Below are 15,416 nucleotides of genomic sequence, written 5' to 3' on the forward strand. Positions count from 1 at the left end.
TTCGGGCTGGATGACCGACGTCATGCGGCGCGGTAGACCGGGGGCTCGATGTCGGCGAGGATCCCCTCGACGATCTGCTCGGCGGTGACGCCCGCGAAGTCGCTCTCGGGGTCGACGATGAGGCGGTGGGCGAGGACGGGCACGGCGAGCGCGCGCACGTCGTCGGGCGTGGCGTACGTGCGGCCGGACGCGATCGCCCAGGTCTTGATCGCGCGCGCGAGCGCCATCGCCCCGCGCATGCTGACGCCGAGCACGACGTCCTTGTGCTCGCGCGTCGCCGCGACGACGTCGCTCACGTACTCCATGACGGCCGGGTCGACGAAGACCTCGGCGGCCAGGCGCGTCATCGTCGTCACGGCCTCGCTCGCGATGAGCGGCTGGACGGCGGTCGCGCGGGCGCGGTTCGAGGCGTCCATGAGCAGGGTGACGCTCGTCTGCTTGTCGGGGTAGCCGAGGGAGGTCTTGATGAGGAAGCGGTCGAGCTGCGCCTCGGGCAGCGAGTAGGTGCCGGCCTGCTCGACGGGGTTCTGCGTCGCGATGACCATGAAGGGCGTGCCGACCGAGTAGCCGACGCCGTCGACCGTCACGACGCCCTCCTCCATGACCTCGAGGAGCGCGCTCTGGGTCTTCGGGCTCGCGCGGTTGATCTCGTCGGCGAGCACGATCGAGGCGAAGATCGGGCCCTTGTGGAACTCGAAGATGCCCTTGCCCTGGTCGTAGATCGTGACGCCCGTGACGTCGGAGGGGAGCAGGTCGGGCGTGAACTGGATGCGCGAGTGCGTGCCGTCGAGCGTGTTCGCGAGCGCCTTGGCGAGCACCGTCTTGCCGGTGCCCGGGTAGTCCTCGAGCAGCACGTGCCCGTCGGAGAGCATCGCCGCGACGATGAGGCGGATCACGTGGCTCTTGCCCAGGATCGCCTGATCGATGTTGCCGATCAGTCGATCGAAGGCGTCGGCGAACCAGGCGGCCTGCTCGGTGGTGACGGTCATGCGGTTCTCGCCTCTCGATTCATGAAGGGATGCTGATGCCGGGTCATCGCGCGCGCAGGTTGTTCCACTGCTCGCCGGTGATGGTGTTCGACCAGAAGACCTGGCCCGTGGCGACGGACACGATGCGCACGCGGATCGCGTTGTCGCGGCGCGTGCCGAGCGCGTTGTCGATGACGCGCGAGCCGTTGGCGTTGAGCGAGTAGACGTTGTCCGTCAGGCCCGCGTTGCTGCCGTCGAGGAAGGTCGTGATGCGGTAGTTGCCCGGGGTGAAGTCGCGGTAGTCGATCCCGACCGAGTTGCAGCAGGGCGCGTAGGGCGACGGGCCGCCCTTGAAGATCGTGGCGCTCGGAGCGGGCGGGGGCAGGACGTCGAGAGGCGTGACGGTGTTCGACGTCGTCGAGGCGCCCGTCGCGCCGTTGTCGACCGCGCGCACCTGGAAGCGGTAGTTCGACCCGAATCCGCCCTGGAACGTGTGTCGGCGATCGCTGCCCACGCGCTGCCAGCCCCAGTTGCTGCCGTTCTCGGAGATGTTGATCTCCCAGCGGTCGATCGGGCTCGTGCTCGGCGCGTTACCCCAGGTCAGCGTCACGGTGCGGTCGCCGCGCGAGCCGACGGCCGCCTCGGCCCAGTTGGGCGCGCCGGGCTCCGGTGTCGCGGCGTTCGCGCTCTTCTGCGGCGGACTCTGGAGCCCCGACGGGCCGATCGCGACGACGTCGACCGTGTATCCGTTGCCGACGGCGCCGATCGCGGAGGCCGAGAGGGTCGCCCCGCCGACGCGGCCGGTCTGACCGTCGCTCAGCCGCCACTCGTACTCGGCGACGTCGCGCCCGTTGCCGTTCGCGGCGCTCCAGCTGAAGTTCACGCGACCCGAGCCGTTGCTCGTGGCCGAGATGGAGACCGACCCCGGCGCGCTCGGGGTGCCGAACGGCCTCGCCGTCGCGCTCTCCTGCGAGACGGTGCTCGAGCCGAGGACGTTGCGCGCGCTGATCCGGAAGGTGTACGCGGTGCCGTTGGTGAGCCCGCCGATGGTCGTCTGGGCGACCTCGCCGCCGACCGTCGCGGAGCCGCCCGCCCACGTGATCGTGTAGTCGAGGATGGGCTCGCCGTTGGTCGCGGGCGCCTGCCAGCCGATGACGACGGCCTGATCCTGCTCGCTCACGATCGAGGGCGGGGCAGGCTGGCCCGGCACATCCCGCACCGTGAGCAGCAGGCGGCCCTGCACGTGCCTGCTCGGGTCCTGCGTCGCATCCTGAACCGTGTAGACGACGCTCACCACGCCGATGAACGACGAGTCCGGGTCGACCGTGACGGTGCCGTCGGGGGTGAAGCGCACCCCGGCCGAGGTCTCGGCGGCGTTCTCGACGACCGCGTCGATGAGCTCGAGGGGTTGGCCCGCGAACGGGTTGAAGTCGTTCGCGAGCACGTCGACCGACGTCGTGACGCTGCGCTGGCCCTTGCTCTCGTCGGTCGCGGCCTGCACGAGGGGGCGCTGGGAGGCGACGACCGTGACGGTGATCTGGCCGGGCACGACGAACTCGCGGTAGCGCAGCTCGACGCTCAGGGTCGTGGAGTCGCCCGGCTGGACCCCGAACGGAGCCGAGACGGAGAGCTGCGAGCCGCCCAGGGAGGCCTCGATGCCGTTCGTGGGCGCTGAGAGCGCGCCGTACGACACATCGGCGATGACGGCGCGGTTCGGATGCGCGGTCGAGTCGCGCAGATCGACCGACTGCGCCGCCTCCCCCGCCTCGATCTCGAGCGCGAGCGCGGTGAACTCGGGTGGCGCGTCCCGGAAGTCGGGATCGCCGACCGTCACGGGGAGCGTCAGGAGCGCGGTGTTGCCGTCCGGGTCGTCCCCCGAGGCGCCGTCGGTGACCTCGAAGACGATCGAGGCCTGCCCGCGGAAGCCCTCCGCGGGCGCGTAGCGGATCGTGTCGTCGTCGACGACGAGGCCCGACCCGTCGGAGTCGCTCGCCCGCACGCCGTCCGGGCCGGTGAGGATCGCGGGACGGCCCGTCGGGACGACGACGATGTCCGCGAGATCCCACTGGATCTCGCCGTTCATCTCGACGAGCTGCTGCTCGAGGTCGGGCCGAAGGTACGGCGGCGACTCCCGCTCCTCGGTGACGGAGGGCGGGACGACGATGAACGCCGTCGCGGTGAGCTCCGGGTCCTCGGGATCGGTGACGCGGTAGGCGACGGCGTGGCGCTCGTCGCCCGGTGTCACCGTGACGGTCGCCGCGCTCTGATCGACGCCCCCTCGCTGCGCGTTGGGCCCCGCGGTCGAGATGAGCAGATCGGAGTCGCGGCCGTTGGGGTTGCCGATGAGATCGCTGACGTCGACGACGATCGGATCGGTGCCCGAGAGCTCGCTGTCGAGCACGTAGTAGTCGCCGGCCGTCGGGAAGGGGATCTCGGCGGTGGAGGTGACCTCGACCTGCACGAAGGCGCTGTCGACGCCGCCGTTGCCGTTCGACATCTCGTAGCGCAGCGCGTAGCCGCCCTCGACGTCGGGCGCCGTGACGATGACCTTCGACCCGTCGACCTCGGCCTCGATGCCGTCATCGACCTCGAGGAGCTCGCGCGACACGCTCAGCGGGTACCCGTTCGGGTCGGAGTCGTTCGCGAGCACCTCGACCGACGCCGTGCGGCCGGGTCGCACCTGGATGCGGTCGTCCACGGCGGTCGGCTGCGCCTGCACTTCGGGCCGGGGCACGACGCCGACGACGATCTCGCCCGTCGCGCGCTCGCCGAGGGCATCCTCGACCGCGTAGGAGAACCGGTCGGTGCCCCGGGAGTTCGCGTACGCCTCGTAGACGAACCAGGTGGGCCCGCTGTCGACGATCGCGCCGAGCCCGGGCGGGGCCGCGAGGCCCGCGAGGACGACCGAGTCGCCGTCGGGGTCGAGGTCGTCGAGCGGGACGTCGATGCGCACCGATGATCCGGCGAACGTGCGCGCGGTCTGCTGCGCGAGGACGGGCGGCTCGTTGGAGTCGACGTCGCGCGGGGTGACGACGAACGTCGCGGTCGCGGTCGCCGACTCGCCGTACTGATCGGAGATCCGGTAGACGACGGAGTACTCGCCCGGCTCATCCGGCGCCTGGAAGCGGACCACGTCGCCCTGCGTGAACGCCAGACCGTCGCCCGCGCCCTCGGCGTCGGCGAGCTCCGGATCGAGCACGATGCGCGCTCGATCGGGGTGCACATCGTTCTCGAGCACCGGGACGCTCGTGAAGTCGCCCGCGCGGACGGTGCGGCGATCGTCGACGGCGAGCGGCGGCTGGCGGTTGACGATCGGCGGCACGGGGACGATCGTCACGCCGGCGACCGCCGTCGCGGCGCCGTCGGAGATCGTGTAGCTCACCTGCGTCTGCTCCGTGAGCGCGGCCGAGGCGGTGATGCGGATGATCGTGTTGTTGAGCAGCTCGACCGACACCCCGTCGGCGGTCGCCTCCGTGGAGACGGACTGCACGGCGAGCACCGAGCCGGAGGGCGAGACGTCGTTCGCGAGCACGCGCACCGAGGTCGGCTCGCCCGCCCGGAGGTAGGCGACGTCCTTCACGGCGATCGGCGCGAGGGGCTCCTCCGGCCGGGGGCGCGCCTCGATGCGGATGAGGCCGACGCTCGTCGCGGCCTCGGCGCCGAGCCCGTACTTGAGGTAGATCGCGCCGGGCTCTGTCGGCGTGACCGAGACGCGGCCGGATTCCGGATTGACCTCGGCGGTGACCGATTCGGGGACCTCGTCGATCGAGAGGAGCTGGAGCGCGGCCCCCGAGGGCGAGACGTCGTTGAGCAGAGGCTCGACGACGACCGTGTCGCCGACGATGACCTCGGCGAAGTCGGGCGTGCCGACGGGCGTGAGGCTGCCGGGCGCGACGACCTCGATCTCGAGCTCGCCGCTCGCGCTCGACCTCCCGTCGGAGACGACGAACGACACCGTCTTCGGGCCGAGCTCGCCCGAGCGGTGGCGGAAGGTCACGAAGCCGTCGGGCGTGAAGCTCAGCTCGTCGGCCGTCGTCGCCGCGGCGCTGTCGAGGAAGATCTCGTCACCGTCGGGGTCGCGGAAGTTGGGCAGGACGTTGTAGGTGATCGACTGGCCCGCTTCGACGGCGCTGCGGCTCGACCGCAGCTGCTCGGGCGCGCCGTTGGAGTCCGGCCCGGTGAACGCGAGCGACACCGTGGTCTCGGCGACGCCGCCCTGACGCCCGTCGCTCACGGTGTAGCGGAAGCTCGCGCCGCCCGCCGCGGCCGTCCCGGGCGTGAACTGCAGCGCCCGCCCGCCGTCGATGAGATCGAGGCGCCCGATGGTCTCGGGCAGGGGGCTCAGGTTCGTGATGACGAGCACGTCGCCGTCGGGGTCGGTGTCGTTGTCGAGCACCGGCAGGATCGTCGTGCGACCCGCGCGCACGCCGTACTCGTCGGGGCGCGCGATCGGCGGGCGGTTCTCCTCCGTGCGCTCGGCGAGCGTGTCCTCGAACGACTCCTCCGACGACTCCTCGTCGCCCTCCTCGCTCTCCTCCAGCTGGGGCGGCGTGATCTCGTCCCAGTTGTCGACGAGCCGCAGCGAGCTCTCGAGCACCCACGTGTTGCCGTTGAGGAGGTTGTTGAGCGCGATGACCGAGCGGTTGACCCGGAACTCCAGGCGCGCTCCGCTCGTCGGCTGCTCGATCTCGAAGGTCGCCGGCTCGGCCTCGTCGCAGGCGTAGAGGTACGCCCGGCCCTCGGGGTACGCGGCGTGGATGCACCCCTCGAGCTGGACGGGGGCGGCGACCTGCTCGGGCGCCCGCGCGACGGCCGAGGTCGCCTCGATGACCTCGACCTCGCCGCCGCCCAGCGGCACCCGGATCACGCCGCCGCCCGTCGCGATGACGACCTCGTCGCGCTCGTCGCTCGGCTGCTGCAGGCGGAGCGCGTCGTGCTCGAGCTCGATCCGCCGCCCCTCCCCCGTGACGACGACGTCTGCCGCCTCGTCGAGGAGCACGGGCACATCGCCGACGACGGTCAGCTCGTGCTCGCGGGGCATGTCGAGCGTCGACTCGACGGGGGCGAAACCCGGTCCGTCGATGCGGTAGAGCAGCCCCTGCTCAGGGGCCGTCGCGTGCACGACGCCGTCGCGGCCGACGACGGCCCGGGCGTCGTCGCCGAGCTCGAGGTCGGGCTCGCGCGCGGCGGGGTCGAAGCTCAGCTCGTCGGCGACGTCGACGACCCACAGAGCGCCCGTCGCCGGGTCGAGAACGGTGAGGGTCTGGCGCCCGAGCGACACCGCGGCGCCCGCGGGCAGCTCGGTGCGCTCGACGAGCGTCGCGCGCGCCTGGTCGATGCGCTCGAGCGTGCCGGCCTGCCGGTCGTGGAGGAGCACCGTCCGGGCATCCTGCAGCACATCGATGTCGGAGCCCGCGGTCTGGACGCCCGCGGTCAGCTCGTCGATCTGGCGGTTGAGGCGACCGGCGAGGGACTCCTCGCCGTTCGTGACCCAGACGTCGCGGGAGTCGAGATCGACCTCGGAGACGGGGAAGCCCTCGTAGGCGACGGCGATGCCGACGGGCACACCCGCCAGGATCGCGACCGCGAGCGAGGATGCGATGGTGCGGCGAGATCGCGTCAACGCGCTCAGCAGCGTCACCCGGTCATCCCCATCGCATCGCCATTCCTGAAATCAGCCGTCACCGTAACACGTGGATTAATCACCTGCGATGGGGAGTCCTACCCCTGCTGGTCGAGCAGTGCGAGGTCGTCGATGCTCACCAGGCGGGTTACGACGGCGTACTCGACGAGGCGCGCGCGGCGCTGGGTCGCGAGCTTGCCCGGCCCGCCGCGCAGGCCCTGCACGCCGATGCGGTCGAGCTTGTCGCACACGTTGTCGAGCTTGCGGTTGAAGGTCGTGAGGGGCCAGCCGAGGCGGGCGGCAGCGTCGGCCGAGCTCGGGATGGCGCCGCGACCGGGGACGCTCTGGCGAAGGACGTCCTCCGCGAGGGCGACGATCAGCAGCCGCTGGGACGAGGTGAGGCTCACGGGCAGCCGCGTCGTCGACCCGGTCTCGGTGTCGAGGGTCGGCACGGTGTCGAAGTAGTCCTGCTCGGTGTGGACGGTGAAGTCGTAGGTCGTCGATCCCGCGCTGAACATTACGTGGAGGGCGGGGAAGACGATCGGCAGTCGCGCGCCCGGCCCGAGCCAGGCCTGCACGGCGCCCGAGCCGTCGGAGACCGTCGCCGAGAGCACGCTGCCCACGTTCGACAGCCACCACAGACCGTGCTCGGCGTGCACGCGCAGGAAGGTGCGGTGCAGGAAGGGGTTGTCGTCGATCGTGAGGTCGGACTCGCGGCCGATGCCGAGGCCCTCAGCCGGGTCGACGTCCGTCCACTCGCCGCAGAACTCGATCCGCGGCGCGCGGTCGTCGGGCGCGGGGATGGGGCGGGACTCCGTCGCGTCGATCATTCGGGGTAGCAGCTCTCGAGAGGGGCCGCCGAGGCGCGGCCGGCGCGGATGATCTCAGCCTCGATGCAGACGCGCGCACCGGGGGCGGAGAGAGGGACGACGATCCGATCGCCGTCGACGGGGCTCCGCACGCCGGGCTGCTCGGCACGGGCCCAGCGCAGCTGGTCGCCGTCCTCGGGCTCGGGGTTCGCGACGGTGAACACGACGGCGGATCCGTCGGCGCTCGGCTGCGCGGAGACCAGGACCGGCGAGGGGACGGTCACGACGGGGATCGCGATACCGGGCTCGTCCGCCGGGTCGGTGGCGCCCGCGTCGGGGCGCTCGCGCACGGCGCCGCCGCCGACGACGACCGCCACGGCGATCGCGATCGCGAGGAGGAGGCCGCCGATCGCGGCGAGCACGCCGACGAGTCGGCGCCGCGGAGCCGCGGCTTCGACCTCGGTGGATGCCGGCGCTTCGGGCGACGCGGGAGCCGCTCCGGTGGCCGTCGCGGTCGTCGAGGCGGACTCGCGCGCGGGCGCCCGGACCACGGTGTCGTCGACGCGGGGCGCCGCGGACGGCGCGGCGCGCGCGTCGCCGGCCGGCCGCACGATGGTCTGATCGCTCGCGCGCACCACGGTCGCAGCGTCGGCGCGCATGACGGTCGCGTCGTCGGCGGGCATGACGGTCGCATCGTCGACGGCGCTCGCGCCACCGGGCACGGAGGCCGGCGCGCCCGGCCCTCCGCCGATGGTCGCCGATCCGTGACCCGCGGGAACGGCTGCCGGCCCGATCGGCGCGATGACCGTCACGCCGCGCACGCGCGTCTCGTCGCCGGCTCCGGCCTCCTCGCGCTCGGGCGGCGCCTCGACGACCGCGGGCACGTCGAGCGGCGTCGAGGCGTAGCCGAGCTCGAGCTCGACCCGCTGCAGCGCGCGCCCGAACTCGACCGCGGTGGCGTACCGGTCGGCCGGGTTCGTCGCCATTCCCTTTCGCAGCACGGCCTGGAGCGAGGCGGGGACGTCGTCGCGCGGCAGCGGCGTGATGGCGCCGCGCTCGATGCGGCCGATGAGGTCGAGAGCGCCGTTCGGTCGCCCCGGGATCTCGAACGGGGTGCGGCCGGCCAGCAGCGTGTGCAGGGTCGCGGCGAGCGAGAAGACGTCGGAGCGGACATCCGGCTGCGGGCGATCGGCGAACATCTCGGGAGGCGACCACGGGACGCTCATGCCGACCGACTGGCTCTCGGTGCTCGAGCCGCCGCGCAGCTCGGAGAGCGTCGTGGTGAGCACGACGGCCTCGTCGATGACGCTCGACGAGATGCCGAAGTCGGTGAGCGCGGGCCAGCCGTAATCGTTCGTGAGCACGTTGGCCGGCTTGATGTCGCGGTGCAGGATGCCCGCGGCGTGGGCGGTCGCGACAGCGCCGACGAGGCGGACGCCCGTCCGCAGCGCGTCCACGACGCTGAACGGCGCGCGCTTGGCCTGCTCGCTGAGGCTCGGGCCCGAGCAGTACTCCATGACGAAGAAGGGCCGGTCGTCGGGCGCGATGTCGGCGTGGAAGATCGTGACGATCGAGGGATGCGCGCTCAGGCGCGCCATGAGGTTCGCCTCGTCGACGAACGCGGCCCGCGCTCCCGAATCGAGGCCGTCCGCGAGGAGCACCTTCACGGCGACCTGACGGCGCGGCAGCTGCTGCTCGTACAGGAAGACGTCGCTGAACCCGCCGGCGCCGAGGAGCCGCACGAACTCGTAGCCCGGGAGCGCGGGCGGAGTGCTGGGGGCGCGGCGCATCACCGGCTCCGCACGGCGAGAGTCGTGCCGCCGAGGTCGATGACGGTGCCGTCGAGGACGGGCGTCGCCTCGCCCGCGCGCAGCAGCTGCGGGGGCTTCCCCGGCATGCGCACCGTCGTGCCGTTGCGCGAGTGCAGATCGGTCACGACGACCGTGTCGCCCTCGAGCGCGATGCGGACGTGCGTCCGGGAGATGTCGGGGTTGTCGGAGATGACCACGAGACGCGGGACGGCGCCGCTCGAGACCTTCGATGCGGTCGGGGCGCGCCCGACGATCACCGGGCCGGCGAGCGGCTCGATGAGCCCCGAATCGACCTCGATCACGTATCCGGGGGCGGGCGCGGGCGGCGGCGCGGCGGACGGCGGGATGACCCGCTCGCGCTCGGCGAAGCCCGGGATGTCGCGGCCGACGACCGTGAGGCCGTCGTGGTCGCCGATGAGCGCGGCCTCGGCGGGCGTGCGCACGAGGGTCTCCTCGAAGAGGCCCTCGTCGGGCGCGGGCGGATCGGCGTCGAACGGCTCGGTGAGCGTCTGCTCGGCGACGGGCGCGCTCTCGACGGGGGACGGAGCGGGGGACGGCGCGGGCGGCGGCGGGAGGGGCGTCACCGCCGTGGGCGTGGTCCGGGCGTGCGGTGCCGCACCCGAGCGGAGCTCCACGGCTGCCGCACGGAGCTCGACGGCGGCGGCGCGGACGACGCCCGCCTCGAGCGGGAGGCTCTCGCCCGCGGAATCGCCTCCCGAGGGCGAGATGCGGATGACGTCGAAGGACGGGATGACCGACTCGCGCCACGTGGAGACGTCCGCGCCGTCGAGGGCGTCCTGCGCCCCCGAGGACTCCACGGCGATCGTGAGCGCGCCGCGCACGAACGCGCGGGCGGCGCCGCCGCGCGCATCGACGATCGCGAACGCGGGCATCGCGGCGAGGCCCGCGCTCGACAGCACCTCGAGGACGTGCGTGACGGGCTCGTCGAGAGCGAGCGCATCCCACAGCGAGGCGGGAGTCAGCGCCGACGGTGCGGACGCGTCGAGCACGAGGACGCTCACTCCGTCGCGCACGGCGAGCAGCGCGCCGTCGCCCGGGGCGTAGTGCGCGGTCATGCGGCGCCCCCGCCGGCGCGCGGGAGGGTGTCCTCGAGTGCGGCCCCCGGCCGTTCGCGCGTGGAGGCGATGCGATCGGACGCGTCGTCGTCGACGAGCGCCGACGCGCTCGAGGACTCCACCACGATCGCCGTGACGTTGTCCGAGCCGCCGGCCGCGACCGCCGCCTCGACGAGGGCGTCGGCGACCGAGCCCTCCTCGCCCGCGGCGCCATGGCGCATGAGGACCTCGGCGATCTCGTCGTCGCTGAGCTCGCGCGTGAGCCCGTCCGAGCACAGGAGGAAGACCTGCTCGCCCGACACCGGCAGGAGCCAGATATCGGCGACGACGTCGGGGCGGACGCCGACGGCGCGCGTGATGACGTTGCGCTCCGGGTGCACGAGAGCCTCCTCGGCGGTGAGCCGCCCCGTATCGACGAGCTCCTGCACGAACGAGTGGTCGACCGTGAGCTGGGTCAGCTCGCGGCCCGTCCACTCGTAGAGGCGCGAATCGCCGATGTTGGCCGCCATCCAGTAGGGGGCGTCGCCGGCCCCGCGCACGAGGGCGAGGACGACGAGCGTCGTGCCGGAGACGCCCTCGACGCCGTCGCGCTGCGACTGGTCGCGCACGGCCTCGTTGGCGGCCGCGATCGCGTCGATGAGCTCGTCGACGGTGGGCACCGCGTCCGCGGGAACGCGCTCCGCAAGGGCGGCGATCGCCGTGCGGCTCGCGACGTCGCCGCGCTCGTGCCCGCCCATCCCGTCGGCGACGACGAAGAGCGGTGCGGCGGCGCGGAAGCTGTCCTCGTTGAGCGGGCGCACGGCACCCGCGGAGGTCTGAGCGGAGACCGCGATGCGGGTGAGCCCGGAGCCGACGGGAACGACCGTCTCATCGCGCACGAACAACGCCCCCTCGATCACCGACCTGTCGGTGCACAACCCTAGCGACAGTGTGAGGAGCACTCAGTGCCGGATTGCACCGGCCGAGCATCCGCCCCCGACGTGTTCAGAGCGGGAGCGCCGAGGGTGCGGTCGATCAGCGGTCGCGCGACTCGCTCCCTCGGCGCACGGGCGCCTCGCCCTCGGCCGTCGCCTCGACGACCGCCGGCTCGTCGTCGTCGCTCGGGCCCGTGAGGCTCGGGATGTACCGGTTCTCGCGACGCAGCTTGAGCAGGCTCGCGGCGACCGAGATGGCCATCGCGAGGATGATCACGATGAGGGAGGTCCACGTGTCGATCTCGGGCACCGGGAGAGGCTCGCCGCCGTTGATGAAGGGGACCTCGTTCTCGTGGAGAGCGTGCAGCACGAGCTTGACGCCGATGAAGGCGAGGATGAACGCGATGCCGTACTTGAGGTACTCGAGCTTGTCGACGAGGTGGCCGAGCAGGAAGTAGAGCTGGCGCAGCCCCATGAGGGCGAAGACGTTCGCGGTGAAGACGATGAACGGACTCTGCGTGATGCCGAAGATCGCCGGGATCGAGTCGAGCGCGAAGATCAGGTCGGTCGTGCCGATCGCGATGAAGACGATGAGCAGCGGCGTGAAGAAGGTCTTGCCGTTCACGCGCGTGCGGATCTTCATGCCGTGGAACTCGTCGGTGATCGAGATGCGCTTGCGGAGGAAGCCGATGAGCTTCGACTCGCGCTCCTCGTCGTCCTCGCGGCCCGAGAAGGCCTGCTGCGCCGCCGTGATGAGCAGGAACGCGCCGAAGATGTAGAAGACCCAGCTGAAGTTCTCGATGAGCGTCGCGCCGAGCAGGATGAACACGCCGCGGAACAGCAGAGCCAGGATGATGCCCACCATGAGCACCTCCTGCTGCATCTTCTTGGGCACCGCGAACTGGGCCATGATGATGACGAAGACGAAGAGGTTGTCGATCGACAGGCTGTACTCGGTGAGCCAGCCCGCGACGAACTCGCCGCCCGCGTCGGGCCCCACGATCGTGAACATGAGCCCCGCGAAGATGAGCGCGAGTGTCACGTAGAACGCCACCCACAGTCCGGACTCCTTCGGGCTCGGCACGTGCGGGCGCCGGACGACGAGCAGGAGGTCGGCGATCAGGATGAGCGTCAGGACGACGAACGATCCGATCTCGAACCAGGCGGGGATGACGTAGTCCACGGGGACCTTCCGTTCGGGGAAGTGATTCGGGGTGCGCTGAGTGCCGAAGGTCTCTCCCCCGCGGATCGCGGCGCCTGACCCGGGGCCTCGACGACGGAGCCCGTGATGACGGATCAGGCGAGTCGGGATACTCCCCCTCGCTCGGGCGAGTCTACCGCCGGCGGGGCGGAGGGCTCGCAGGGCACCCGGAGCCGGGCGGCGATCGACGCCGCAGACGACGAAACCCCCGGGCATGACCGGGGGTTTCGTGGATGGTGACCCCAACGGGGTTCGGGAATGCTGACGGGCGTCTGACCACCCACACCTGTCCTTTGTCAGACGGGACTGCTGAGGGTTCCGGTGACTCTTCTTCTTAGGCCGCGGACGCGGCCCTTGTGGTCATGATCGCCTCGAACTCCACCGGCGTCAAACGGCCTAGAACCCGCTGCCGTCGACGTCGATGGTAGGTCCGCTCGATCCAGGTCACGATCGCCAGCCGCAGCTCTTGCCGGCTGCCCCAGCGGCGGCTGTTGAGCACGTTTTTCTGCAGCAGCGCGAAGAACGATTCCATCGCCGCGTTGTCGCCCGCCGCCCCGACCCGGCCCATCGATCCGACCAGTCCGTGACGATCGAGTTCTGCCTGAAACCGCCTCGAGCGGAACTGACTGGGCTCAACCGGTGGAAGCAACACCTGATCGGAGGGTGTTGTGGGAAGACCATCGAACTGGATGAAGGAAGTGACCGGGCGAGCGCCGATGCGGTCACCTGGCGCACCATCGCACCCGCGAGTGAAGGAGCGTGAGTTCTGGACGAAGATCAGCACCGGCTTGCTCCCGACGGAGGCGGGCGTCGCGATCGGCGTGGCTCCAGTCTTGGGGTCGCGGTGGTTCCGACAATCAGGCGGTATGTCACCGTATTCATGGCCGGCGCCGTCGGGCCGGTATCTCTCGCTGGCGGAACGCGAAGAGATCGTGATCCTGAAGGCAACAGGCGCCGGGGTGCGCGCGATCGCCAGAGCGCTGGGACGCGACCCATCGACGATCTCGAGAGAGTTGCGGCGGAACGCCGCGACGCGGGGCGGGAAGCTGGACTACCGTGCCTCGGTCGCGCAGTGGAAGGCGGAGTTGTTCGCCCGAAGACCGAAAGTCGCCAAGCTCGCCGCGAACCCTCAGCTGCGTGAGTACGTGCAGGAGCGGCTCTCTGGCCAGATCCGACGGCCTGACGGGAGCGTTGTCGTGGGCCCCGTGTCGCCGCAGTGGATCGGGAGGAACAAGCCTCACCGGAAGGACCGCCGATGGGTGTCGGGGTGGAGTCCGGAGCAGATCGCGAACCGGATCGCGCTCGACTTCCCCGATGATGACAGCATGCGCATCAGCCACGAGGCCATCTATCAGGCGCTGTTCATCGAGAGTCGCGGTGCGCTGAAGCGCGAGCTCATACTGTGTCTGCGCACCGGGCGAGCGCTGCGCATGCCGCGGGCACGGTCCAAACGGGTTCCATGGGCTCACGTCACCGCCGACGTCCTGATCAGTGAGCGGCCCGCGGAGGCGGAAGACCGGGCCATCCCTGGCCACCACGAGGGCGACCTCATCATCGGCATCAACAGGTCCGCGATCGGCACCGTGGTGGAACGCACCACGGGGTTCGCCACGCTCGTTCATCTGCCCCGTGAGGACGGATGGCGCGAACAGCCGATCGTCAAGAACGGGCCGGCGCTATCCGGCTACGGTGCGCTGTCGATGAACCGGGCGTTGGCGGCAGCGATGAGCACCTTGCCGGCGGAGCTCAAACGCTCGCTGACCTGGGATCGTGGGAAGGAGATGTCTGCTCACGCCCAGTTCGCGATCGACACCGGCTTGACGGTCTACTTCGCAGACCCGCACAGCCCCTGGCAGCGCGGCACGAACGAGAACACGAACGGGCTGCTTCGGCAGTACTTCCCGAAGGGCACCGACCTCTCACGCTGGACCCCGGACGACCTCGCCGCCGTCGCACACGCGCTGAACACGCGACCCCGAAAGCGACTCGGCTGGCGAACCCCCGCTGAGGCCCTGGACGAGCACCTACACTTGCTGCAAACAGGCAGTGTTGCGACGACCAGTTGAATTCGCCCTGGCTGCCGCGGTCAGAGTGAACGATCGTCCCGACAGGGCCACGGCGTTGGATCGCCATCCTCAGCGCGGCCACGGCGAGCTCTGAGGTCATCCGGTCAGCGATCGAATAGCCGACGATGCGGTTGGAGAAGACGTCTTTCATCGCGCAGAGATAGAGCTTGCCCTCGCCGGTGGGGTGCTCGGTGATGTCGGTCAGCCAAAGCCGGTCGGGGCGATCGGCACTGAACTCGCGCTGCACGAGATCGTCGCGAACCGGAGGGCCGACCAGGCGGTTCTTGCCGCGCTTCTTGCGCACGAACGCACTGGTGATGCCCATCTGCGAACACAGCCTCCAGACGCGTCGCTCCGACGCGGTGAAGCCCGCCTCGGCCAGCTCGTCGGCGATGAACCGATATCCGAACGTCGGATCGTCGACGTGAATATCGATCGCGGCGTTGATCAGCTGCGCCTCTTCCCAATCCCGCTTCGTCACGGGGTCAGCGAGCCACCGGTAATAGGGCTGCTTGGCGAACTTCAACACCCGGCACGTCACCGCGACGGCGATGCCGTCGGCGGCGAGTTCACTTACGAGCGGGTAGAGCCTTTTGGGCCTGTCAGGTTCGCCTGAGACAGATACGCCGCCGCTCGGCGCAAGATCTCGTTCTCCTGCTCAAGCAACTTCACCCGCCGTCGCAGTTCACGGTTCTCGACCGCTTCGCCGCTGCTCACACCGGGCCGGCGACCGCCGTCGACCTCGGCGATCTTGACCCACCGCTGCACGCAGGATTCGGAGATCCCGAAGTCTTTCGCGATCTGCGCGAACGATGCTTCCCGCTTCAGCGCGATCGCCACGACGTCGTCCCGGAACTCCTTCGGAAACGCTTTCGGCATGATGCCCATCCTTCCAGCAGCGACCCTCGTCGCCACAGGTCAGGAGTCACCTAAACCTTCAGCAGTCCC

8 protein-coding genes and 2 pseudogenes are annotated in these 15,416 nt (G+C 70.8%); 1 reads left to right on the forward strand and 9 read right to left on the reverse strand.

The features are described 5' to 3' along the window. Window positions 1-20: 20 nt before the first annotated feature. The 8 genes and pseudogenes from Q7T15_RS03885 to Q7T15_RS03920 form a co-directional block, all read right to left on the reverse strand. Window positions 21-989: a MoxR family ATPase gene (locus Q7T15_RS03885; protein WP_304693471.1), complete on the reverse strand. Its 969-nt coding sequence runs from the start codon at window positions 987-989 to the stop codon at window positions 21-23. A gap of 43 nt (window positions 990-1,032) precedes the next feature. Next, on the reverse strand, window positions 1,033-6,609 hold the full coding sequence (locus Q7T15_RS03890; protein ID WP_304693473.1) for an Ig-like domain-containing protein: 5,577 nt from the start codon (window positions 6,607-6,609) through the stop codon (window positions 1,033-1,035). A gap of 80 nt (window positions 6,610-6,689) precedes the next feature. Continuing rightward, window positions 6,690-7,421 (reverse strand): hypothetical protein, encoded by a 732-nt coding sequence (locus Q7T15_RS03895; protein WP_304693475.1) that lies wholly within the window; start codon window positions 7,419-7,421, stop codon window positions 6,690-6,692. Further along, window positions 7,418-9,190 carry a serine/threonine-protein kinase gene (locus Q7T15_RS03900; protein WP_304693477.1) on the reverse strand — a complete coding sequence of 591 codons (1,773 nt, stop codon included), beginning with the start codon at window positions 9,188-9,190 and terminating at the stop codon, window positions 7,418-7,420. Before Q7T15_RS03900 ends, Q7T15_RS03895 begins: the two co-directional genes overlap by 4 nt. Next, window positions 9,190-10,287 carry an FHA domain-containing protein gene (locus Q7T15_RS03905; RefSeq protein ID WP_304693479.1) on the reverse strand — a complete coding sequence of 366 codons (1,098 nt, stop codon included), beginning with the start codon at window positions 10,285-10,287 and terminating at the stop codon, window positions 9,190-9,192. The genes Q7T15_RS03900 and Q7T15_RS03905 overlap by 1 nt, the downstream gene beginning before the upstream one ends. Then, complete coding sequence (locus Q7T15_RS03910) at window positions 10,284-11,165, reverse strand: PP2C family serine/threonine-protein phosphatase (RefSeq protein ID WP_304693481.1); 882 nt, start codon at window positions 11,163-11,165, stop codon at window positions 10,284-10,286. Before Q7T15_RS03910 ends, Q7T15_RS03905 begins: the two co-directional genes overlap by 4 nt. Window positions 11,166-11,301: 136 nt before the next feature. Continuing rightward, a complete protein-coding gene (locus tag Q7T15_RS03915; RefSeq protein WP_304693483.1) occupies window positions 11,302-12,384 on the reverse strand; it encodes a TerC family protein in 1,083 nt (360 codons plus the stop codon). A gap of 352 nt (window positions 12,385-12,736) precedes the next feature. Further along, window positions 12,737-13,030: pseudogene (locus tag Q7T15_RS03920) on the reverse strand (integrase core domain-containing protein); the annotation flags it as partial. Window positions 13,031-13,091: 61 nt separating this feature from the next. Between Q7T15_RS03920 and Q7T15_RS03925 the strand changes: the two are divergent. Then, window positions 13,092-14,468, forward strand: a complete 1,377-nt coding sequence (locus tag Q7T15_RS03925) for an IS30 family transposase (protein WP_370689092.1) — start codon at window positions 13,092-13,094, stop codon at window positions 14,466-14,468. A 7-nt stretch (window positions 14,469-14,475) separates the two neighbouring features. Here the strand turns inward: Q7T15_RS03925 and Q7T15_RS03930 are convergent. Then, window positions 14,476-15,347 (reverse strand): annotated as a pseudogene (locus tag Q7T15_RS03930) (IS3 family transposase); the annotation flags it as partial. Window positions 15,348-15,416 lie beyond the last annotated feature (69 nt).

It is taken from the genome of Microcella sp., from assembly GCF_030645145.1.
Classification (GTDB): domain Bacteria; phylum Actinomycetota; class Actinomycetes; order Actinomycetales; family Microbacteriaceae; genus Microcella.

Excerpts from the sequence above, each read along its gene's own strand:
- Q7T15_RS03900 (WP_304693477.1), bottom strand. The coding sequence starts at position 9,190 with ATGCGCCGCGCCCCCAGCACTCCGCCCGCGCTCCCGGGCTACGAGTTC.
- Q7T15_RS03925 (WP_370689092.1), top strand. The coding sequence starts at position 13,092 with ATGAAGGAAGTGACCGGGCGAGCGCCGATGCGGTCACCTGGCGCACCA.
- Q7T15_RS03905 (WP_304693479.1), bottom strand. The coding sequence starts at position 10,287 with ATGACCGCGCACTACGCCCCGGGCGACGGCGCGCTGCTCGCCGTGCGC.
- Q7T15_RS03895 (WP_304693475.1), bottom strand. The coding sequence starts at position 7,421 with ATGATCGACGCGACGGAGTCCCGCCCCATCCCCGCGCCCGACGACCGC.
- Q7T15_RS03885 (WP_304693471.1), bottom strand. The coding sequence starts at position 989 with ATGACCGTCACCACCGAGCAGGCCGCCTGGTTCGCCGACGCCTTCGAT.